The 20,270-nt window shown below is 58.3% G+C and carries 16 protein-coding genes; 10 read left to right on the forward strand and 6 right to left on the reverse strand.

The window, feature by feature from the left end:
- The first annotated feature begins 79 nt into the window (after positions 1 to 79).
- From P6U29_RS33100 to P6U29_RS33120, 5 genes are all read left to right on the forward strand, one after another.
- Positions 80 to 1,315: a hypothetical protein gene (locus P6U29_RS33100; protein ID WP_407114492.1), complete on the forward strand. Its 1,236-nt coding sequence runs from the start codon at positions 80 to 82 to the stop codon at positions 1,313 to 1,315.
- Between the two features lie 41 nt (positions 1,316 to 1,356).
- Positions 1,357 to 2,001 (forward strand): hypothetical protein, encoded by a 645-nt coding sequence (locus tag P6U29_RS33105; protein ID WP_407114493.1) that lies wholly within the window; start codon positions 1,357 to 1,359, stop codon positions 1,999 to 2,001.
- 51 nt (positions 2,002 to 2,052) lie between these two features.
- Positions 2,053 to 3,621 carry a tyrosinase family protein gene (locus tag P6U29_RS33110; RefSeq protein ID WP_407114494.1) on the forward strand — a complete coding sequence of 523 codons (1,569 nt, stop codon included), beginning with the start codon at positions 2,053 to 2,055 and terminating at the stop codon, positions 3,619 to 3,621.
- Positions 3,622 to 3,654: 33 nt separating this feature from the next.
- Positions 3,655 to 4,401: a DUF2182 domain-containing protein gene (locus tag P6U29_RS33115; RefSeq protein WP_407119475.1), complete on the forward strand. Its 747-nt coding sequence runs from the start codon at positions 3,655 to 3,657 to the stop codon at positions 4,399 to 4,401.
- A gap of 212 nt (positions 4,402 to 4,613) precedes the next feature.
- The gene (locus P6U29_RS33120) at positions 4,614 to 5,684 is read left to right on the forward strand and encodes a ferritin-like domain-containing protein (RefSeq protein WP_407114495.1); all 1,071 of its coding nucleotides are present in this window, start codon (positions 4,614 to 4,616) and stop codon (positions 5,682 to 5,684) included.
- Between the two features lie 91 nt (positions 5,685 to 5,775).
- On the opposite strand, the gene P6U29_RS33125 is transcribed toward P6U29_RS33120, so the two are convergent.
- On the reverse strand, positions 5,776 to 7,716 hold the full coding sequence (locus tag P6U29_RS33125) for an alpha amylase C-terminal domain-containing protein (protein WP_407114496.1): 1,941 nt from the start codon (positions 7,714 to 7,716) through the stop codon (positions 5,776 to 5,778).
- Positions 7,717 to 7,812: 96 nt separating this feature from the next.
- On the opposite strand from P6U29_RS33125, the gene P6U29_RS33130 reads away from it, so the two are divergent.
- From P6U29_RS33130 to P6U29_RS33150, 5 genes are all read left to right on the forward strand, one after another.
- On the forward strand, positions 7,813 to 8,853 hold the full coding sequence (locus P6U29_RS33130) for a hypothetical protein (RefSeq protein ID WP_407114497.1): 1,041 nt from the start codon (positions 7,813 to 7,815) through the stop codon (positions 8,851 to 8,853).
- A 2-nt stretch (positions 8,854 to 8,855) separates the two neighbouring features.
- A complete protein-coding gene (locus P6U29_RS33135) occupies positions 8,856 to 10,667 on the forward strand; it encodes a GMC oxidoreductase (protein ID WP_407114498.1) in 1,812 nt (603 codons plus the stop codon).
- A 7-nt stretch (positions 10,668 to 10,674) separates the two neighbouring features.
- Positions 10,675 to 11,826, forward strand: coding sequence for a cupin domain-containing protein (locus tag P6U29_RS33140; RefSeq protein WP_407114499.1), 1,152 nt, complete (start codon positions 10,675 to 10,677; stop codon positions 11,824 to 11,826).
- A gap of 24 nt (positions 11,827 to 11,850) precedes the next feature.
- Positions 11,851 to 13,167, forward strand: coding sequence for a hypothetical protein (locus tag P6U29_RS33145; protein ID WP_407114500.1), 1,317 nt, complete (start codon positions 11,851 to 11,853; stop codon positions 13,165 to 13,167).
- A 178-nt stretch (positions 13,168 to 13,345) separates the two neighbouring features.
- Positions 13,346 to 13,687, forward strand: a complete 342-nt coding sequence (locus tag P6U29_RS33150) for a hypothetical protein (RefSeq protein ID WP_407114501.1) — start codon at positions 13,346 to 13,348, stop codon at positions 13,685 to 13,687.
- A gap of 401 nt (positions 13,688 to 14,088) precedes the next feature.
- On the opposite strand, the gene P6U29_RS33155 is transcribed toward P6U29_RS33150, so the two are convergent.
- The 5 genes from P6U29_RS33155 to P6U29_RS33175 form a co-directional block, all read right to left on the reverse strand.
- Complete coding sequence (locus tag P6U29_RS33155) at positions 14,089 to 15,240, reverse strand: hypothetical protein (RefSeq protein WP_407114502.1); 1,152 nt, start codon at positions 15,238 to 15,240, stop codon at positions 14,089 to 14,091.
- A 65-nt stretch (positions 15,241 to 15,305) separates the two neighbouring features.
- Positions 15,306 to 16,652 (reverse strand): MFS transporter, encoded by a 1,347-nt coding sequence (locus tag P6U29_RS33160; protein ID WP_407114503.1) that lies wholly within the window; start codon positions 16,650 to 16,652, stop codon positions 15,306 to 15,308.
- A gap of 117 nt (positions 16,653 to 16,769) precedes the next feature.
- Positions 16,770 to 17,555, reverse strand: coding sequence for an enoyl-CoA hydratase-related protein (locus P6U29_RS33165; RefSeq protein ID WP_407114504.1), 786 nt, complete (start codon positions 17,553 to 17,555; stop codon positions 16,770 to 16,772).
- 49 nt (positions 17,556 to 17,604) lie between these two features.
- Complete coding sequence (locus tag P6U29_RS33170) at positions 17,605 to 18,369, reverse strand: enoyl-CoA hydratase/isomerase family protein (protein WP_407114505.1); 765 nt, start codon at positions 18,367 to 18,369, stop codon at positions 17,605 to 17,607.
- Complete coding sequence (locus tag P6U29_RS33175) at positions 18,366 to 19,979, reverse strand: acyl CoA:acetate/3-ketoacid CoA transferase (RefSeq protein ID WP_407114506.1); 1,614 nt, start codon at positions 19,977 to 19,979, stop codon at positions 18,366 to 18,368. Before P6U29_RS33175 ends, P6U29_RS33170 begins: the two co-directional genes overlap by 4 nt.
- Between the last annotated feature and the right edge of the window lie 291 nt (positions 19,980 to 20,270).

Consider the following 20,270-nt stretch of genomic DNA (forward strand, 5'->3'; position numbering starts at 1 on the left):
GTGCAGTAAATTCTCTACACAATCATTAGGATGTATAGTAAACTTTCTCCCGTGACGGTTTGCAAGGGGGAAGTTGGCCATGACCAGGAAGCTGGGGATGCCGCAGGACAAGACGTCGCGCAAATCCGACCATCCTTATGCCAGAGTTCAATCAGATGCGCCGCCGACAATCGCGTTCGCCGGACCCGGACCAGCCGCGCTGGCCGTCGAAGCGATAGAAGTCTGTCAAGCCATCCAAAGCGTCGACAATTCCGTCACGCTCATTGCTAACAAGGCTACGATGGTAAGGGTCTATATCGCCCAATCAGGCGTTGCCTCCGAGACCAGATTGCGCGGCGAGATTACCCTGAGGACGAGCGGGCAAGGACCGGCAACGTTCGTACCGGCAATGAATGAGCTCATACTCGATCCAACAGATGGGGCGGCAATCGCCGACAAACGTGAGACGATCACGAAGAGCCTCAACTTCCGCCTGCCTGATTCAGCCACTCGTGCCGGCTCTCTGATCATTGAAGTCAATCGGGTCACGCAAGCGGGGGGCGACGATCTGCCCCTTACCGGCACTCGCACGGTCCCGATCAAGTTCGTTCCGGCTCCGCCTCTGCGAATCCGGTGCATCGGATTGCGATACCGCGACGGTGCCGGGAAGACTTATACACCCGACGCCGTGCATTTCGCGTATTTCCGATCTTATCTCGAGCGAGCTTATCCTGTACCATCGGTCATCTGGTCTCAGATCGTGGTGGACGCCAACTTCACTGCACCGTTCAACAACGACACGGTCTTAGACGCCAACATGCAGATCGCCGCTATTCGGAGCACCGAAATCAACAGCGGCACCGATCCACGCACGCATTACGTCGCACTGGTTGACGACGCCAACGGCGCAAACTTCATGCGGGGGCGCGCGATGGGAATCCCAGCGACCCCGCAGCCCGATACCGTCGCTTCCGCACCGTGTGGGGTGCCGAAGGGCTTCGCTGGCGACGCCGACCTTTCGTATGCCGATTGGTACGGCGCCCATGAACTAGGGCATACTTTTGGGCGTTATCACCCAGGCTATCCTCCGGGACAGCAAGACGCATCCGACCCTGCGTTCCCTTTTCAGAATGGCCAACTATCGAATGCTGACCGAAAATTCGTTGGCTACGATCTGGGCGATCCCGCCTTGGGCATGCCACTGCAGGCCCTTGCGGGCGTCGGTCATCACGATGTGATGACTTATGCCGACAGGCAGTGGCTTTGTGCCTACACCTTCGAGGCGATCCGGATCCGGTTGAAAGAAGAAGACGAGCAATTTGCGCCTGTCGGCTGATGCGTTGGGCACCGTGGTGACTTGCAGAAAGGGACATCGCAATGGCTGAGACCGAGATCGACAAGTTTGCCCATGTCGTCGCAAATATCGACACCGCGACTGGCGAGGGGCGAATTCGCTACGTGCTTCCGGCGAAAAAGCGCACTAGCTCCGTCGAGCAGGCAGGGCCCGATGCGGCGGACAAACAAGTCAGATTAGTGCTCAAAGATGCCGCTGGAAAAGAAATCGGACGGGTGCAGCCGGAGCTAAGATTCGAGGCTTGCCTAGAAAACGAACAGCCTCATCGAGCTATTATTCAGCAGGATATCGTGGTGAGCGACGCGTTATCCGAGATCGAACTCGAATACCAGGGGAAGGCAGTCGACACCTTCCACGCCGGCGCGCAGGAGGCGGTTGATCACCAGTTCCGTGAGACCGCAACCTTTGGCCTTCCTCTGCCCGGAGACTCTAGCAAGCTTTCGGTTGGGACGACCAGCATCGATAGCCGTGCGGGCGTCAGTTACATGGTTCAGGCAAAGCCCGATAATGCCGACCAGTGGCAAACGCTTGCAGTGGGACAACCAACCCCGGACTTCGTCGTCGACAAAAACCAGTTTCCGGGCGCCTCGGAGCTGGAAGTACGCGTTACGCAGAATGCAGGATTTCAGAGCCGCACCGTGGATCAGCGGACGATCAAGCTCGATTAAACATCCAAACAACGAACCGGTACTTTGTGAGTCAGACAGGGGAAAGACGGCATGAACATCCGGCGCAACGTCTGGGAGCTCGGAAATGATTGGGCTCCTACAATTCTTTGGTACGCGCGAGCAGTTGCAGCGTTGAGGCTGAAAGGATTGACCGATCGCACCAGTTGGCGTTTCTGGGCGGGGATGCACGGATATCACGAAGGCCTTTGGGAATTTTACCGATACAAGGCTAACAATGAGGAAGTGCCGGCCGAAGCGGATTTCGATCGCTATTGGCTACAATGCCAACACGGAAGTTGGTACTTCCTTCCGTGGCACCGCGGTTATCTGATCGGCTTCGAGCAGCTCATCAGAGCCACCATCAAAGGGCTTGGTGGTCCCGAAGATTGGACTTTGCCTTACTGGAATTACTTTAAACCCGGCCAGAACAACCTTCCGCCCGCATTCGCTAGTCCCAACTGGCCAGATGGGAACGGAACAAACCCGCTGTTCGTGGAGCAACGTTGGGGCCCCGATCCGCGGCACCCGGGAAGAGTCTTCATCCCGCTTCAAGCAGTCAATTTGGATGCGCTCACGATTTCCGAGTTCACCGGCGTGGCAAGCGGCGGCGATCCTGGCTTTGGTGGGGTCGATACGGGTTTCGAGCATAACGGCGACGTACACGGCGATCTCGAGGGTCAACCGCACGACCAGGTTCACGGCCTCGTCGGAGGCGAGAAGGAATTCCCGGGGAACCCCAGACCTCTGCCAGGGCTAATGTCTGCGCCGCAGACGGCGGGTCTCGACCCTATATTTTGGCTGCATCACGCCAACATCGATCGGCTGTGGGAGGTTTGGAGGCGCACAGACCCCAACAACCAAGATCCAGAAGAGGCGAGTTGGCGAGATGGTCCAGCTAGTTTGGGACAACACGCTTTCGTCGTGCCGCGTCCGGACGGTACGCCGTGGGAATTTACGCCCGGCGAAATGTCAGACTTCCAGGAATTGGAGTATACTTACGACGACTTTACACCGGCAGGCGCGCCTGCCGGAGGGACTGCCGGCATGGCGGCTGGTCCTGCCGGTGGGCCGCCACCCGGTGGCGGCGGTGCTACGGGAGCGGGTGCAATGGCGCAGTCCAAAGGAAGCAGCCGAGGCTCGGTCGAACTTGTAGGTGCCAGCCAACTGCCGCTTCCTGTTACCGGGAGCGGAGCAGAGACATCGGTCGACCTTGACCCCACCATGGGTGCAAAGGTGGCCGGAAAATTGGCTGCCGGTCCGGCGCCCGGAGCGAAGGCCGAGAAGGTCTTGCTCAATTTGGAGAATGTCAGGGGCTATTCGGACGCGACTGTCCTGCAGGTGTACGTTCAATTTCCGGCGAAGAGCGGCACAACCGCCATCGAGCGGCCTGTCGGCAGTATCGGATTGTTCGGAGTCACGAAAGCAACTGAGCCGGAGGCCGGACACGTCGGCAATGGTCTCTCTTATGTTCTGAACATCACAAAGGCCTTTTCAGAGGCCGCTAGTTCGGTCGACACCGATCTTACCAAGATTGGCGTTCGCCTGGAGCCTGTCGCTCCGGTCAAAGCTTCGGCCGAAGTAAAGGTAGGCCGGATAAGTATCGTGCGACAAGGGGAATGAGGGGCTGCCGTGACGCCTGCGGCTCGGGAGCGGATGCGGTCCCGCATCCCGCTAGTCATCGCATCGATTGTTGCCTGGGCGATCCTTTTGTTGGGATCCCGCCCCTCAGACATTCTAGAAATCTGCAGCGCTGCGACTTGGTCGGCGTTTTCGCTAGATCGCTTCTCGGTCGCAGCCGCGGCCGGTTTTCCTGCCCTTCTCTGGGAATGGGTATTGATGGTGGTAGCTATGATGGCGCCGATGCTTGGCGGGCCGACTGCTCACGTGAGAGCAAGAAGCCTCCCGTACCGACGCCTCCGCGCGGTCGCGGTCTTCCTGATCGGTTATTGCTTGGTTTGGATCGTCTTCGGATTGCCTATCGCAGCGACAATAGTCGCTATCCGTACCGCATTCTCCACGCCGAATGTGACCGTCGCGATCGTGTTAGTCATCGCTTTCACTTGGCAATGCTCGCCGGCGAAACAACTTTGTCTAAACGGCTGCCACACTCAACCGCCGCTCGTCCCGAACGGCGTAGCTGCAGATCTATCCGTTTTCAGATTCGGGGTCATGCAGGGCATTTGGTGCTGCGGAGCCTGCTGGGCCATAATGATGATCTCTTTGGCCGTACAGACCGAACATATCGTAGCAATGGCGGTGCTCAGCGTATTCTTGTACGCTGAGCGCCTGAATAGGCCTCAAGAGCCCATATGGACCGTCCGATTGCCATCGGCATTCTTTCGCCTACTTAGATATAGGCTCGCCGCCGGCGCCTCGGGCGCGCCGCACACCTACGGCTAAGCGAGTCCGCGCCACAAGCGTGTACCTGCGACGCGCCGATCTCCGGCCTTTCTCAACTCCGGGATGTTGGGACAGGGTCCAATTTTTCGAAGGCGATGCACTGCAAAACCAACGCTGCTTGTGCGCCGCGGCATCTGGACGCAGCAAACGCATTGTTTTCGGATGGCCGCCTTTCTGGACAAGCGAGCCACACCCGCTCTACTATCGGTTGAATGGATGAAGATCGCGAGCTTTATCGTAACAACGTGCAATCGGCGTGGCGCCGTCCCCAGCTCCGCGAACCGACATTCGCCGACCGCCTATCTTCCGCCTTGACGCTCGATTTTCGTCCCATGGCCGGCCGCCCGCTTCCAGCGGAAGTCCAGCCACGGACGTTCTCGGTCGAGCCCGCTGCCGTCCCGGAGACATACTCACTTAAAGAAGCAATTCGTTTACTGGGACTTCCGAGCATCGTCGGCGCGAAGACACCTCTCGACGACCTGAAAGGATTGGTCAAGTTCGCCGTCACCGTCGAGCACGGCTTGATGGTTCAGTATCTCTATGCTTCCTACGAAGCAAAGAAATCTCGGGACGAATTGAGTTCGATCGCGATCGAGGAGATGGGACACCTCCTGACGGTGCTCAATCTGCTGACGGCTCTCGATGCTCCTATTCACTTGGGCCGTTACGACGCCAATCTCGACCGATTGTTCGATCCCTTTCCTTTCAAGCTCGAAAAAGTCACCGCTGAGGTAATCGCCAAATTCACCGCCTGCGAAAGGCCGGACGACGAACACGTCGATCCCGAGGAGCGGCCCTTGCTCCCGGAAATACTCGATGCGGCTCGCAAGTCGGCCGGCGTGACACCCGCGCGGGTCGGATTGTTGTATACGAAGATCTATTGGCTACTGCGCCCGACCGACGAGCCGCTTCCGAATGAGCCGTGGCGCGACTTTCCCTTCGAAGACGTCATCAAGGAATGCCCGAAGGATTGGCACGTCCGGCCATTTCCGGTGACCAATCCGGCCGACCGCGAAGGTGGGGAGCCCTGGAAAAATCAGTTGTCGGACGTTTTGGTTGGGTCCGTCACAACCCGGGAAGAAGCGCTGAAGGGCATCGCCGATCTGACATCGCAGGGAGAGGGTTTCGGCGCGGGCAATGATGCGCACTTTGACAGGTTCGTTACTCTTTACTCCGCCTTCAAACAGAACCCTGACCCAACCCGCGAGGTACCGAAGGATCCCTGGTATCAAGGCGCTCCCGCGTGCAAGCAGTTCGACACCGGTCCATGTACCTTGTGTTGAAGCGACCAGCGGTCCTCGCTCACGCTGATCAAAACTTTCTGCTCGGAAAATCCAAGTCGGCTCAGCGGTGAGTGGCCAGTTTAGCGCAGGGTCAGGCCGCGGAGAACCTGAAGATAAGAAATCCATTGGCCGGCACCACGAGATCGGCGCTGGCGGGCAGACCGTGCATGCCACCATCATATGCTTCGATGGCGCCTCCATTGCCCGCCGTCATCGGATTGACCCAGCCGTCGTAAACGTCGGAATTGAAGGTTTCGGTCCAGCGGCCGGCCCGTGGAAAACCCACCTTGTAGCGGTAGTAGGTGACCTCGCTCAGGGAGGCTACCACCACCACGTCCTCGCCCGAACCATCTATCCATCGATGAAAGGCGAGAACGCGGGTCGCATCAGAGGAGTGATAGACATTTATCCGGCCCCGCCGAAGTGCGACCTCGTGTCGCCGCTGAGCGATCAGGTCCCGCATGAAGCGCAGATAGTCCGACATGGCCCGATCCGCCGCCAGGCCGTCCCACCAGATTAGAAGATTGGGCTGCTCCGTGGAGTCGCTCCAATATTTGTCTTCCAGAAATTCCTGCCCCATGAAGAGCATCGGGACGCCCGGCCCAGTCATGAGTAGTCCCGCTGCCACCCGGGCCCGGCTGCGAGCGTACCAAGATCGGGAATTACTGGGATCGGCGGTCGCCGCAATCCTCGGCTTTTTGTCTCCCTCCGAGTGGGACGCCAGCAGAAGGTCGTGGTTCTCGATCATAGCCACGGCTCGCCAGGGGTGGTCGAAGCCCGGTGCGGACGCGAGAGCCGCCGCGACGTCCGACCAGGAAAACGGCGCGTCCCGCCCCGCAGTGGCCTGTCCCAGCGCGGAGCGCACGGCGTCGCGAATCCGATCATCCCAGACCAAGTCGAAGCCCGCGCCGCCGTCCCCCACGGACTTTACCGCAAACTCCTTGTGCGGGTTCCAGAACTCGGCGATCTGGATCGCCGATGGCTTTGCGAACTTCAATGTCTGAGTCAGCGATTGGCAGAATGACCAGCCTCCAAACCGATCGATGACGCTCACCTCATCGTAACGGAAGCCGTCGATATGGAATTCCTCCATGAAGAACCTGGCATTGTCGATCAGGAATTGCCTGACACCGTCGTTCCAGTACGCGAAAACCAGGCCGCCGGCCCACCCCTGATCCGTGAAATAGAGGCTGTTGTTGTTGTCTCCATAGGGAAGCCGATCGACGAAAAACAAGCTCTCGTCGCCAAACTCACCGCCGGCATGGTTATAGACGACGTCCAAAATCACGGCGATGCCGTACACATGCAGAACATCGACCAGCACACGGAGCTGGCTGGCGCCTCCTTCAAGGTTTTCACGCTTCAACGGCGATTTCCCACGCGCCGCCAACAACTTATTCGCGATCGCCAAATACCGGTCCAATTCGTCGTCGGCGACGCTGTAGGCAAATTCGGGAGAGAAGTAGTCGGTGCCGTTGTACCCCTGGCTAAATCTCGTCACGAATTCAACGATGGGCAGAGGCTGCACTGCAGTCACGCCAAGCTCGGCCAGATATTCCACCCGGTCGAGCACGTCTAGGAAACGAGCTCCCCTGCCCGCCCTCGCATCAACACGATGCTCGTTGGTCGCGTAGTACGTCCCGACATGAAACTGATAGATGATCAGCTCTTCGAACGCGGGAGGCCGAAATCCGGCATCATGCCATGGATAGTCCAGCGGATCGCAAATCACACAGTTCCAGAAGACTCCTTCGAGTTCGCGCGCATAGGGATCTCGCTTGAACCCCGTGGAGCCCGGGCCTACGACCCAATACTTATAATGTTGGCCTTTCCGCGCGTTGGGGAGGAAGCCGGTCCAATGGCCTTGATTATTGACGAGCAAAGCGGCGTCCGATTTCTGCCAGTCATTGAAATCGCCGAGCACGTAAACTTCTCGAGCGCGCGGTGCCCAAATGCGGAAGGCGCATCCCCCGCCGACCAAAGTAGACCCCATCGGCGTACCCGGACCGATGTGCATCTGGCTCGCTGTCATCACGGCCTCCACTCGGAAGAGTATTTAGTCTTACACAAATTCGCTACCTAGACGAGAACCAAACATTGTGTGATTATTTTCGGCGGAGATGAGATCATGCTGGCCATTGTCGTCGACAAAGAGTCCGACTGGGTTCTCAACCACTGCGCCAAATACCTGGCACGGGACAACATCGACGACCGCCACAGCTTCTTCGGTTTGGATGCGGGACTTCCCAGAGCCCGCATAAGCGAATCCTGGCGCTTTCCGATCGTCGACGCGGACGATAGCGGCGACAAGGATGCCTCCGAGCACAATCATGTCACTTTTGTATATCGAGGGCGGGACGTTACCGTCCGGCTTCTGACCCCCTGTCTTGGTCTACATATGCCGACGGCGCTAAAGCCTGTCGGCGACAGCGACTATCTTTCTTTGACGATAAGAGTGCCAAGGGGGCGCCGACACCGCTATCGGTTCATCGTTGGCAATCAAGCGCAACTCGACCCGATCAATCCGCAGGTCATGACCACCCCTCAAAACGAGTCGTGGTCGTGCTTTTGGACATGGACCTACAACGAACCGATCAACCTCGAGCGCTGGGAAATGGCGCTGATCGGCCGCATGACCTCGGCGCTGTTACCCTTTCAAGGGCGAGAGACGCGCAATCTCATCGAACGAGGCCTGAACGACGGCAACGTGGCGCACTTCTTCCGGTTGGACATTCCGGTCGGCGTCGCCAATTACATCGACAATATTCTAGCGCGTGAAGAGCGTCACCATCTTCATTCATACAAGTTATGCCTGCCGATGATTTATAGGGTCATCAAACGACGTTATCCCAATATCGAACCGGCCGACGTCAACGATCCGAGCTACAAAAAGCTCTTCGACGACATGAAGAGCAACTCACCCGACCTAGCTAAGGACGGTTGGGATCTGAGCACGTACGGCAACCCAGGTTACTTTCTCTATATCCTTCGGCGGCATACCTGGACCGGGGCGTTTTCGCATCCGAAATACGGCGGGAATCCGGGAGGCCTCGGCTGGGCATTCTTGGGTGAGACCTATCGTACCACCGCCGATCCGACCGTCTCCGCGTTCGATTGGGCTCGCGCAATCGAGAAGCCCTTGGGCAGCAGCGGCGAATATCGAGGCTAGACATGGCCGAGTTACGCGATCAATTCGACGTGGTGGTGATCGGCAGCGGCGCCGGCGGCGCGCCGATCGCTTACGAACTCGCAAGGGCGAACAGATCAGTTCTGGTGCTCGAAAAGGGTCCCCTCCTACGTACTCAGGACGAACGCGGTCCCGGCAGGCTGAGCGATTTCAAGCGCGACGAGATGTTCAATGCCGGCCCGGAACGGATCATCACTACACCGGGCATGGTCAACACCGGCGCAAGTTTCTTCACCAGTCACGTCGAACCCGATCTCAACGATGAACCTCACGTCTTCACGAACGTAGATCGTCCGGAAGACGGGTCCAAGATCACGATCGAAGGTTACACCGCCCAAGTCGTCGGCGGCGGAACGCAATTATACGGTGCGGTTTCCCTGCGTTTTGCCGAACGAGACTTCAAGCTCAATACGGCGAACGAGGGTCGGGAGCTCAAGGGCGATCCGGGCAGCGACGCCCTCAAGCACGTGATCGATTGGCCATTCGACTACGACGCCCTGGAGCCTTTTTATGTAAAGGCCGAGTATCTCATCGGCATAAACGGCACGGTGGCTGGACAGGCAAAGAAGTTTTCCCGAGATAACTATCAGACTCCCCGACCGCCCAATCCCATCAGCGAGTTCGCGCGGCTGGGAATGGAGAGGCTTGGACTACAGACTTATCGCACGCCACTCGCGGTGATCACCGAGAACCATGCGCCCAGCGGGCGCACGGCCGGGGACCCTAAGGTAGGCTACGTCAATCGTTACGGGGACCCTCTCGGATACAAATCGAATACTTGGGTCTCGTTGCTCCGGCCTACGATACGTGAAGGTCACGATCTCGAGCTTCGTCCAAATTGTGTGGTCACTCATCTGGAAGCCAGCGGCCGTACCATCTCGAAGGTCCATTACCGCGATCCGAGCGGCGACCTCCGCACCGTCAGCGGCAAGATCGTGATCGTCGCCTGCTCCGCAATCGAGTCGGTTCGGCTTCTGATGCTTTCGGCCGAGGAAAATCGAGACAATTTCGCACCACTCGTACGTTACCAGGAGGATGGCAGCCTTCTCGGCCGCTTCTTTCTCACACACGCCTTCGGCGGAGCTGAGGTGCAAATCAAAGGGCAAAGGTTCGACAAGTCGATCTCGCTGGATAGCGATTACGCGACCGACTCTTGTGCTTCGGAGGCCTTTCTGGCCGAACACGGATTGTGGGCCGGAGGCGCCATCTACAACAATACCTCTGACCAGTGCCTACCCATCACGATGGCGCGAACCGAGGGCGATACCGATCTCGACTTCTTTTGGGGCGGGTTCATGGGTGCCCAGGACCACACGTCGGAGGCCGCACTACAATGGCTCAACGGAGCCTTCGGCTCGCGTCTGTCTGCAGCTTTCATGGCCAACCAGATACCTCGCTTCGAAAATCGGATAGAGCTTCATTCGGACGTCCGGGATAAGTGGAACCGGAAGTGCGGGCACATCATCAAGAATTTTCACCCGCACGACGAGCAGGTGATGAAGTCGTTCGCCGAGGTATGTCACCAGATCATGGTCAAGGGCGTGCCCGAGTACACCGAACTCGGGTGGGGATCGGTTTATGGCAATGCAGTTCGCATCGCCAATCACATCCTAGGCGGCGCCCGGTTCGCCTCGAGCCGAGAGCTTGGAGTGCTAGATCCGAATTGTCGGGTCTGGGATGCCGATAATCTCTATGTCACCGACGGCTCGTTCATGCCGACATCGGGGGGCGCCAATCCAACGTTGACGATCCAGGCAAACGCATTCCGTGTAGCTTCCCATTTGAAGACGATCTGAGGATCGGATGGACCCGAGATTCAACGATATCGCCGCCGATCCGACTAATTCGATCTTCGAGGTCGTATTTTTTCCGGATCGCGTCTACCACGCGCAGTATCTGAACGCGACGCGAAGCAGTCGCTATCGTTATGTCGTGCAGGAGGTACGCGGAAAGTCCGAGAGCAACATCTTAAAAGGCTTCGTATTCATTGACGGACTACAGATCTGCAATTTCCTGCGGATCGAGGCTCGCGGCGGGCGCCTAGCCGAAGTCGTCCGGGAGAAAGGGCGGTTCATGGGCCCGGACATCATGGCCAATGTCGGTCTCACGACGGTCGACGACAATAGGGTAGACGCGCTGGTACGGATGCATTTCTGTCCGTGGATTCACGCCTTCCAGGTTGAGTTGTGGGAAACTCTCGACGCGCCGGCCGGCAAGCAGCATGACTACCAGGTGCTGGACATGATGGGTTATCATGGCCCCATCACCAAAGTACCGAAGTTCGCGGACGCACTTGCCGATCTCGACAAACTCAAACGGGTAGACCTGGCTTTCCGCGAAAACGATGTCACGTACCCGTCCCGGTCTACCATTCCGGACGCCGATGTCGCCTGGGACAACTATTATCAACGAAATGTCCAGGTGCCCAACACCCAACAGCCGAGCAGCGACCAAAATACCGTGCGCCAGGACCGCTACGGCGTCGACTTCCAACGCGGCTGGTTTGTAAAAAAAGTTCGCGACATACCGCCTGTTCGGTACCGCAATGGCATGATGGAAGCGGGAAATCCGGACGCGGGAGAAGCCAACATCATCGAAATGAGGTGGGTGCTACAGCAGGAATTTGGCGGCACCGTCGTTTTCTTCCACGAAGTAACGATCCCTCCGCACACAGTCGAGGGTACTCATCAGCATATCGGGAGCGAAGAGCTCTACTACGTGTTCGAGGGCCGCGGTATCGCGTACATGGGAGCCGGAGACGACCCGGCACTTGCCGACGATCCGACCATCCCTGTTGTAGAACGTAAGATCTTCGGCCTCGATCCGAGGCCATGCAAGAAGCTAGATGTAGCTCCGGGGAGCGTGATCTACACCAAGAGCGGCGGCATTCACGGGATCGAGAATCCTTACGACGAACCACTTCGGTTCGTCGCCTTCCTTTATCATAGTACATGATTGAAGTTCGGAGATTGCCGGATCATGTCCATTGTCGATGAGGAAATCGCCAACGTAAGGACGTTTCCACCAAACGTCCGGCCCAATTACGATCAAAACAATCCTATCTGGAAACTCGTAAAGATCCTCGAGGCCGTCAACCCTCAGGCCGACCGCGAGCACTATCTTCCGGAAACGCTCCAGCACCTGTTCGGACTGGAAAGCTTGGCTCTTCTTGGCCCCTCCGGAGATGATAGGGACCATAAGGACCCTCGTTTGCAGGACGTCAAAGAGGACTTTCAAAAGCAGAACCTCTACGACTTCGTGTTAACGGGTACCGAGATAACGCGCGGCTTCGCGCAAGCCGGCAATTGGATCGGCAGTTTTCTTCGCATCGCTTACGTTCCGCGTGCGCCGTTGGTCGGTCCGGACGGCGTTTTCCCGGGCGATTCCGTGCGGCTCTATCTTAGAGTCGGGGAGAGCGAGACCGGATCCGACTATTTAATCGTTCCCTACAACATCGAATCCGCTCGCTATGAAATCGAGCTGTGGGGCTACGCCGGGGGAGACTTGGCAGCGCAACTGGGACCGCGCGGAAAAGATGCCATCGCCCGCGGCTCCCTTGTCGCGCGTCCCGATCTAGTGCACGGAGAACTCAACGAATTCGTCGGCCCCCTGTTTGACCAGGCCCGCGCAACCGCTCAGGCTGCCGGGCAAGGCGTAGACATGATGGCCCGCTCTCCCAATCACACGATGCATCCCGTCCGGCCGTTGCGACTTGAGCTGGCTTGGACAGATGCCGCAGCCGCGAAGTGGGACAACGCGAAGGGCAGAAACTACGTCTACGAATTCTCGATGGCTATTCGCGGGTGGGGTAGCTATTTCGCGATCGGTGAAAGTCAAAACCCCCATGGCGGCGTTGGCGGTCTGGAATACCGGAATCTCTATTCGAACTATTTCGGTCACGAGAGCCAGCGGAGGGGGGAATTGGGCGCCTCATGGACCCCAGAACTCGGTCGGGTGATGAGAGACTGGCAGTTCGATGCCGACCATCAAAAGCCTTCGAAAAAGGGCCGCGAAGATTTCTTCGCCGTCGACTATATGGATCTCCATATACTGAAGCGTGCTGCGATCATCGGAATGCATCGGCATCGCGACAACCAGGAAGTCTTTCTGCTGATGGAGGGTCGAGGGCTCATGGTGATGGGTGATTGGGAGCAATTCCCGTCTCGCGACCGTGCCGTCGAGCTCCGGATCATGAGGCCGGGCGATCTGTCCTTGGTGAAGCCAGGGCAGTTTCACGCTCTCGTCAATCTTCTTGACGAGAACTTGCTGCTCTTCATGTTCGGCGGCTACGACTAGGCGAATTTCCAAGCACACGTTCAAGCCGGCCGGCGCCCGCGACCATACAATCGGCGAAGACGCCGAGCCTAGCCGAAGGTCTTCAGTGATGAGTTCGGGAGATGTGATCACAAAGGAGCGGTCCGCGTCTCTCGTTTCGGGGGGAACCAGCTCTTGGACTGACGGGACCACGATCCAAATGGACTGGACCTTCCATTTTCTCGGATCGCGGGCAGGCTTCTACAAGGCGGCCCCTGTGAAGGTCGTGGTTCATCCTCCCGATGCTTCGCGGATAACAGGCGCGACGTTGCACATCACCGAACGATTCCGCTACTCGGGCATGGTCGCTAAGCAAGCGGATTTCCCACTGACCCGGAACGGCACGAGCTTCGAGGTCGATTTTGAATGGGAGTCGACCGTCAACAATCCAGACCAAGAGATCTCCATCCAATTTCAGACGACGATGCCCGACGCGCCTGAGATCCTGTTGGCGGATCCCATTTCCCGTAGAAGAAATTTCCTAATTTCGTTTTCGTCGTAGAGCGAGGATCTTCGGACTGAAGCCCTTTCGGACTGAAGCCCTGACATCGAGCCGGCTTTGCCAATGGCCACCAGAGATTTCGGCCTCACTCAAGTCGAGTTTGCGAAATACAATCCGACGACTCGCCAGGTCGACGACATCGAGCGCGGTGCTGCAAATCCGACGGCGAGACCTTCGCCACGATCGGGCGCGCATTTCGGATTTCAAATCGGTTTCGTTCCGATCGCGTCTGCTGATTGATCCCGGGCGAACGGGAGGGGCCGTCCGGCCCCAAGATGTAAACCAGCCGTACGCTGTCATTCGGCCTGCAATATTTGCAGGCCGATTGACAGCGTTTCCCAGCCTCGGGCTCCGCGCGACTCATTCGGCGCGCGCCAGGTTCCTCAAGGGCGAACATAGGGTCAGATCCGACCCACGGTCATGAGGCCGGTGAGAATCACAAGACACTCAAACAGGAAGTAACTACCAAATATCAGTTCTGCATCTTGCACTGTGTCGATGTCCCGTGCCACGGCTTTTCGGGTGAAGCATCCTCCGGTGAGCATTCCGATCGGACGCAGATCGCCTGGGTCGGTGGGCGTCAGGTAGCGCGAGACCAGCTGGGTTGCGGTGCGTTCCGCGAAGTCTTGATACTTGGCCCCACCAGTGCAGCCGAGTGCGGACGCGAGCCGCAAGGATGCTGCCGCGGCGATAGCAGTGGCCGCGGTGTCCCTGCTGGTACTCGGAATTGCAGGATCATCAAAGTCCCAGTACGCAACCAAGTCCGTGGGGACGTGGTCGATCCACCAGTCGAGCACGCGCACCGCATATTCGCGCCACAACGGCTCCTTCGGACGAACCATTGCCGCATGAGCGGTATAGAGCATCGCCCAACCCTGCGCACGTCCCCAAGTGCTCACATCGCTGTATCCTTTATGCGTGTGCGTTCTCAGCACCTTACCGGTTTGCGGGTCGAGTGTGGATGATTGGATCACCGAGTTATCGGCTCGCACATGGATTTCCAATACCCTCCGCATGTGGGAGTTAGCGACCTCCTCCAGGTACGAGTCACCCAGCCGGTCCGCGGCCCAGTAAAGCAGGCCGGTGGCTTGGAGGGAGTCGATACTGCTTTCGGCTGCACCGACAGCGTTAGCCTCCTCGGCATCCTGGCCTAGCGGGATTAAGCCCAGTCTCGGGTCGAACATCTGCGCCAGCGACCTCGCTGCCGTGAGCGCAGCGTCGCGTGCCATTTCATCCCCGAAGAGGATGCTTCCGAGCGCCGCACCGTGGTAGAAGCCAAACCCCTTGAATGCCGTCCGGAGTTGGGCTCGAGGCAGCATCCGGGCCAGCCCGGCATGCGCGTCAGATATCGGGAAGCGCTGCGGATCGACGAGATGGGCGAGCCAGAGTTCGCCGACGAAGGCTCCGCCGGTCCAATCACCATCCGACGTCAACGTCCAGTTTCCATCCTCGGCGCGAGCCCAATGTGGCAGGCCAGCTACGGAAACATCCCGCGTTTGCGCAATGCGCATCAGCATGCGCTCGCGCGCGGCGAAGAAGTCATTGCTCGACATGTTTTCTCCCAAGAAAGCTTTTGGGCTCCAAGCGACCAGAGTTGTGTAGCGACAGGGCTTTGGCGTCAGTCGCCGATGTAGACGTGACCGCGCTTCTTTGCGACATGATAAACGACCACGCTCAGCACCGCGATCAGAGATCCATACACGGGAAACATCCAGGCCATCTGAGCATGCTGCAACCACACCAGCAAATAGGGTGACGTCCCGCCAAACAGTGATACCCCGAGCGCATATCCGACAGCGATACCCGTCGTACGCACCGCGCGCGGCATTAGGGTGGTTGCGATGAAGTTGTAGAGAGCCATGTTGAAGCCGACGACCGCGCCTCCGAACACCATCACAAAGAAGAACGTGGAAATGCTCTTCTCGGAATAAACCAACGTGAGGAAGAAGCACGCCACGAGCAGCAGCCGGAGCAACGTAAATGCGCGCGAAGGTCTGATCTTGTCTGCGAAGGCGCCCACGAAGGGCGCCGTGACGATCCAGATCACGCCCATAAGAGTCGTAATCCCGTACACCCACGTGCTGTTCTCCTTGAACACGCCGTTCGCCAGGTTGGGTAAACCAGCATTCCAGGCGTAGTTCGCGATCTGCACCGCTCCGACGACCAGGATGACCGCGAGCAGCGAAAGCCGTACGCCCCAGAGCGTCTTCCACACGCCGCCTGTGGTCTCCTGAGTGCGCGACAGTTCATCGCGATGCATGACGTTCTTGATTAAGGTCTCTGGCAGTTTGCTGCGCAAATAGATGATCAGCAGGCCGAGCGCTCCGCCGACGGCAAAGGGCAGCCGCCAAGCCCATTCGTGCATTGTCTCGGGAGCGACCGACGCACTCACGAAAAAGGCAACTAGACTGGATGCGAAGACACCGAGCTGGATGAATGTGCCACTGATCAGACCAAGGTATCGCCCCTCCTGGCGGGGCGGTGCAAGTTCGATTGCAATGGCATTGGCGACACCCGCTTCAGCGCCTGTGGCGAGCCCTTGGATGAGCCGGACGAGCAGCAATATCACGGCCGCCGCAACGCCAAGCTCCTTGTAACCCGGCAAGACGGAAATCAGCAGGGAGCACAATGCCATCGCGGTGACGGAGATCATCATCACCCGCTTGTGGCTGATGCGATCGGCAATAGGACCGAGTATCGCTGCGCCTACCGGTCGTGCGAAGAAGCCCGCGCCGTACACGGCAAGTGCGGCGAGCAGGGACGTCGTCGGGTCAGTGGAAGGAAAGAAGAGTGGCGACAGAAAAGAAGCCATCATTCCGTAGACAGTCCAGTCGTACCACTCAAGAGCTACGCCACCGCCTAAAGCTATGGTCATGCTCTTAGTGGCAACTTGTTTTTCATGGGACGCGGCTGGCGCCATGGCTTGCGGCGTGGCTGGAGCGATGGGTTCAATAATAGTCGTCATTCATTCCCTCCGTTGTGTTTATGATGAAAACGTTTACATTTCCGCGCGGCAGCACCGCTTGAGTACTGCCGCATTGCGGGCGACCGCTAAGTCACGAGGGGATCTTAGTTTCTCCCGTCAACGTCCGGAGAATACGGGCTGCCGCTTTTCGACGAAGGCAGCCATGCCCTCCTTTTGATCATCAGTGGTGAACGCGTATCGGATCGCGCGCCGCTCAATCGCCAAGCCGGCCGACAATGGGGTTTCGTAAGCTGCCTGAATCGATTCCTTGGCTAACTGGGCAGCGATCGGCGCACGGTTCGAGATGACGCGCGCTATCGCAAGCGCGCGTCCCATCAACTCGGAGGCGGGCAGTATTTCGGATGCGAGTCCCGCAGCCACTGCCCGTTCCGCGCTGATTGGCTCACCAGTCAATACCATCTGCATGGCCAGGGACTTGCCAACAATCCGCGTCAACCGTTGGGTAGCGCCGTCTCCAGGCATGATCCCGATCGTGATTTCCGGCTGCGCGAGTACGCTGTCTTCCGCCACCAGCAAGATGTCAGCGAGCATCGCGAGTTCGAGGCCGCCGCCCAGACACACGCCTCGCACGGCCGCAATGAGCGGCTTGGGGAAGGTGGCGATGACATTCCATGCATCCTGCCGTGTGGGATCGCTCAGCGCCTCGAAGCCGTGCTGCTGCATCTCCTTGATGTCAGCACCAGCGGAAAAGGCGCGTTCATCGCCACTGAGAACGACGCATCGCACAGAATCATCGGAACGAGCCGCACCAAGCGCATCGGCAAGCTGCCCCAGCAGGGCTGCACTCAGCGCATTTCGTTGTCTCGGACGGTTGAGCCGTAGCAGGAGTATGGCTGGGTCAGGCCGCTCAACGACGACGAGGGATCGGTTGAGGTGGTTCATATCATTCCCTGAAAACGATCCGCGAAAAGCGCCTTTCCGGTCCTGGAGGCTAGGCGCCGGCGGCCTGCTTCGGAAGGAAGCGTTGCATATTTGCTCGTGCGGTCTCGTGAAGGATGTCCTGGGCAAAGTAGCGGTTTGCCAGATCATCCATGACTTCTGCCCTCGCGGTTACCGAAGTGGAGAAAAATTGTTTCGTGGTCAGCACGGCATGAGGCGGCATTGCCGCTAGGCCTTTGGCGTAGCGGAGCGCGGTCTCGCGAGCGGTTTCAGTTGGCGACGACAGAATGTCAGCCAGCCCCAACCGATGAGCCTCCACGCCGTCGATCGCAGTCGGGCTCCAGCTCAAGGAGCGAGCCGCAAATGGCCCAACACGTGCCGCTAAAGTCTCCAATCCGAACCCCGGCAGCCAGCCAAGAGACACTTCCGGCAAATGCCAGCGCGTTGCTCGAGCCGTGACGACAACGTCGCACGAGGCTGCCAGCATAAAGCCGCCGCCCAAGGCAAACCCGTCGACAGCGCAGACGACCGGTTTTCTGACAAGAGCGAGAGAGCGTACAAAGGAACCCAGTCGGCGATTCAGGTCAAAGGTGTCGTTGATGTCGCCAGCCGAAAAATCCTTAAGGTCTGCACCAGCTGAGAAACCCGGGCCGTTGCCAGTGAGCAATATCACGTTGACGTCTTTATTGTTGGCCGCCTCACTCACCGATTCAACCAGATCTTTCAGAATGTCTTCGCCCAGAGCGTTGCGTCGCTCTGGCCTATTCATAGCCAGGATCCCGACCTTGTCCTCGCATTCTCTTGAAACGAACTTCACGTCAGCCGCTCCCCTTCCCCCTGCCCGGCACCATCGTGGAACCGAACCGCCAAGTTCATCGGCTCATTCTTAAATATCCGCGCGTCCATTAGCTTGAGGTCAGGCGACACGAGCACGTCGAATTCGATGTTCGCCAGCACGTCCTCTTCGACTGATACGCCAGGCGCTACTTCGGTCAGCATCAAGCCGTTCGGCGTAAGCTTGAATACGGCACGCTCTGTGATGAATACGACCTCTTGCTGGCGTTCCTTTGCGAAAGCGCCACTGAAGGTGATCTGGTAGACGTCCTTCACCCACTTTTTGACCGTCCCCTCCTCAGCAATGATGAGAGAGCCATCACCCGGGACCGCCTTCAGTCCGGCGGCCGTGAGGGTGCCGGAGAAGACGACTTTTCGGGCGCCCTGGCTAATGTTGATGAAGCCCCCTGGTCCTATGATCTTGTCACCAAAGCGGCTCACATTGACGTTGCCGTGCCGATCGACTTCCGCAGAGGACAGGAATGCGATGTCCAATCCTCCGCCATCGTAGAAATCGAACTGATCCGGTTGCGGCGCTATCATGTCGTAGTTCGTACCGGCGCCGGCATCCTGTCCGGGTGCAGGAATGCCGCCGATAACCCCCTGCTCAGCCGTCAATGTGACTGAGCGATATATTCCTTCTTCGGCGGCCACGACCGCAATTCCGTTCGAGATGCCATAGCCGATGTTGACGGTCGCTCCGGGGGTCAGCTCAAGCGCCGCACGTCGCGCGATGACCTTTCTCACATCGAACGGCAGCGACGCGATTTTACCATCCGGCACGCGCATTTTTCCGGCATAGGCCGGGCTATACTCCGTCGCATAGGTCTGTCGCTGATTGGGATCGACGACGAGGTAGTCGACCAAAACCCCAGGTATTCTTACTTCTCGTTGGTTTAGCGTATTGGATGCAGCGACCCGCTTGACCTGGACAATGACTATTCCACCAGAGCGACGAGCGGCGGCCGCGATCGACATGCTTTCGCCGACATATGCCTCGTCCTCGAGCGAGATATTTCCCTTCTCGTCCGCAATACTGCCTCTCAGGATCGCGACCTGGATTGGGAAGGTCTTATAGAGCAGATGCTCCTCTCCTTCGATATCGACAACGGCAACCATATCCTCTTTGCTGCGCTCGCTCTGCCTGCAACCGCCAATGCGGGGATCGGCGAATGTCCGCAGCCCAACTTTCGTAATGACGCCGGGTCGCCCTGCTGCATTTTCGCGAGCGAGCTGCGCCAAGACCCCCTGGGGCAGGGTGTACGCTTCAATTTCGTTGGCTAGCGCGCGCCGTCCAAGCGCAGGGCAATTGTTCAAGCCGCTCGCCACGACTCGACGCACCAGGCCCGGGGCTGCCAATTTGTTGAATCCCGTCGTGGCCCAATCGCCGATGGCCACCGTACCAACCAGCATCAAGTTCTTGGGAGACCCCTGCTCGGAATGAACGTCGCGGAGCGCGTCGATGATTAGCTCGGGGATCGCAACTCCGGCCGAACCACCAAAATAGACGCAATCACCATCGCCAATCAGCGACACGGCTTGCTTAGCCGTAATAATTGGCACCTCGCCCGTTCGCCTCTTCTTCGCTTGCATACTTTCTCCACTGGCCAAACGCCGGCTCATTATTTCCGACCACGCCCTGTCCTGCCTCGCAGCCGAACGCGGCTGCCGCCCGCGGCTTCGCCCGCGCAGCTTATGAAAAGGTTTACATCAACAGGACCGGCTGCGCAAGGAAAAAGATCAGAGGCGGACTGAGCAAGGCGTCAGACCCGTGATTTCGAGGCATTTTATGGCCGATTGATCGACCCGGCAGTTCCGTGTATCATGAGAACGATTTCACAACGTTTGTCTTGCGCGCTCTCTGCCTGGCAGGCGAAAAGGAAG

The organism is Bradyrhizobium sp. LMG 9283 (genome assembly GCF_045571415.1).
Classification (GTDB): domain Bacteria; phylum Pseudomonadota; class Alphaproteobacteria; order Rhizobiales; family Xanthobacteraceae; genus Bradyrhizobium.

Bases quoted from the DNA above. Each gene is read 5' to 3' on its own strand.
- P6U29_RS33150 (WP_407114501.1), top strand. From the start codon at position 13,346: ATGGACTGGACCTTCCATTTTCTCGGATCGCGGGCAGGCTTCTACAAG.
- P6U29_RS33145 (WP_407114500.1), top strand. From the start codon at position 11,851: ATGTCCATTGTCGATGAGGAAATCGCCAACGTAAGGACGTTTCCACCA.
- P6U29_RS33165 (WP_407114504.1), bottom strand. From the start codon at position 17,555: ATGAACCACCTCAACCGATCCCTCGTCGTCGTTGAGCGGCCTGACCCA.
- P6U29_RS33135 (WP_407114498.1), top strand. From the start codon at position 8,856: ATGGCCGAGTTACGCGATCAATTCGACGTGGTGGTGATCGGCAGCGGC.
- P6U29_RS33125 (WP_407114496.1), bottom strand. From the start codon at position 7,716: ATGACAGCGAGCCAGATGCACATCGGTCCGGGTACGCCGATGGGGTCT.
- P6U29_RS33140 (WP_407114499.1), top strand. From the start codon at position 10,675: ATGGACCCGAGATTCAACGATATCGCCGCCGATCCGACTAATTCGATC.
- P6U29_RS33155 (WP_407114502.1), bottom strand. From the start codon at position 15,240: ATGTCGAGCAATGACTTCTTCGCCGCGCGCGAGCGCATGCTGATGCGC.
- P6U29_RS33100 (WP_407114492.1), top strand. From the start codon at position 80: ATGACCAGGAAGCTGGGGATGCCGCAGGACAAGACGTCGCGCAAATCC.
- P6U29_RS33130 (WP_407114497.1), top strand. From the start codon at position 7,813: ATGCTGGCCATTGTCGTCGACAAAGAGTCCGACTGGGTTCTCAACCAC.
- P6U29_RS33120 (WP_407114495.1), top strand. From the start codon at position 4,614: ATGGATGAAGATCGCGAGCTTTATCGTAACAACGTGCAATCGGCGTGG.
- P6U29_RS33115 (WP_407119475.1), top strand. From the start codon at position 3,655: ATGCGGTCCCGCATCCCGCTAGTCATCGCATCGATTGTTGCCTGGGCG.
- P6U29_RS33110 (WP_407114494.1), top strand. From the start codon at position 2,053: ATGAACATCCGGCGCAACGTCTGGGAGCTCGGAAATGATTGGGCTCCT.
- P6U29_RS33105 (WP_407114493.1), top strand. From the start codon at position 1,357: ATGGCTGAGACCGAGATCGACAAGTTTGCCCATGTCGTCGCAAATATC.
- P6U29_RS33175 (WP_407114506.1), bottom strand. From the start codon at position 19,979: ATGCAAGCGAAGAAGAGGCGAACGGGCGAGGTGCCAATTATTACGGCT.
- P6U29_RS33160 (WP_407114503.1), bottom strand. From the start codon at position 16,652: ATGACGACTATTATTGAACCCATCGCTCCAGCCACGCCGCAAGCCATG.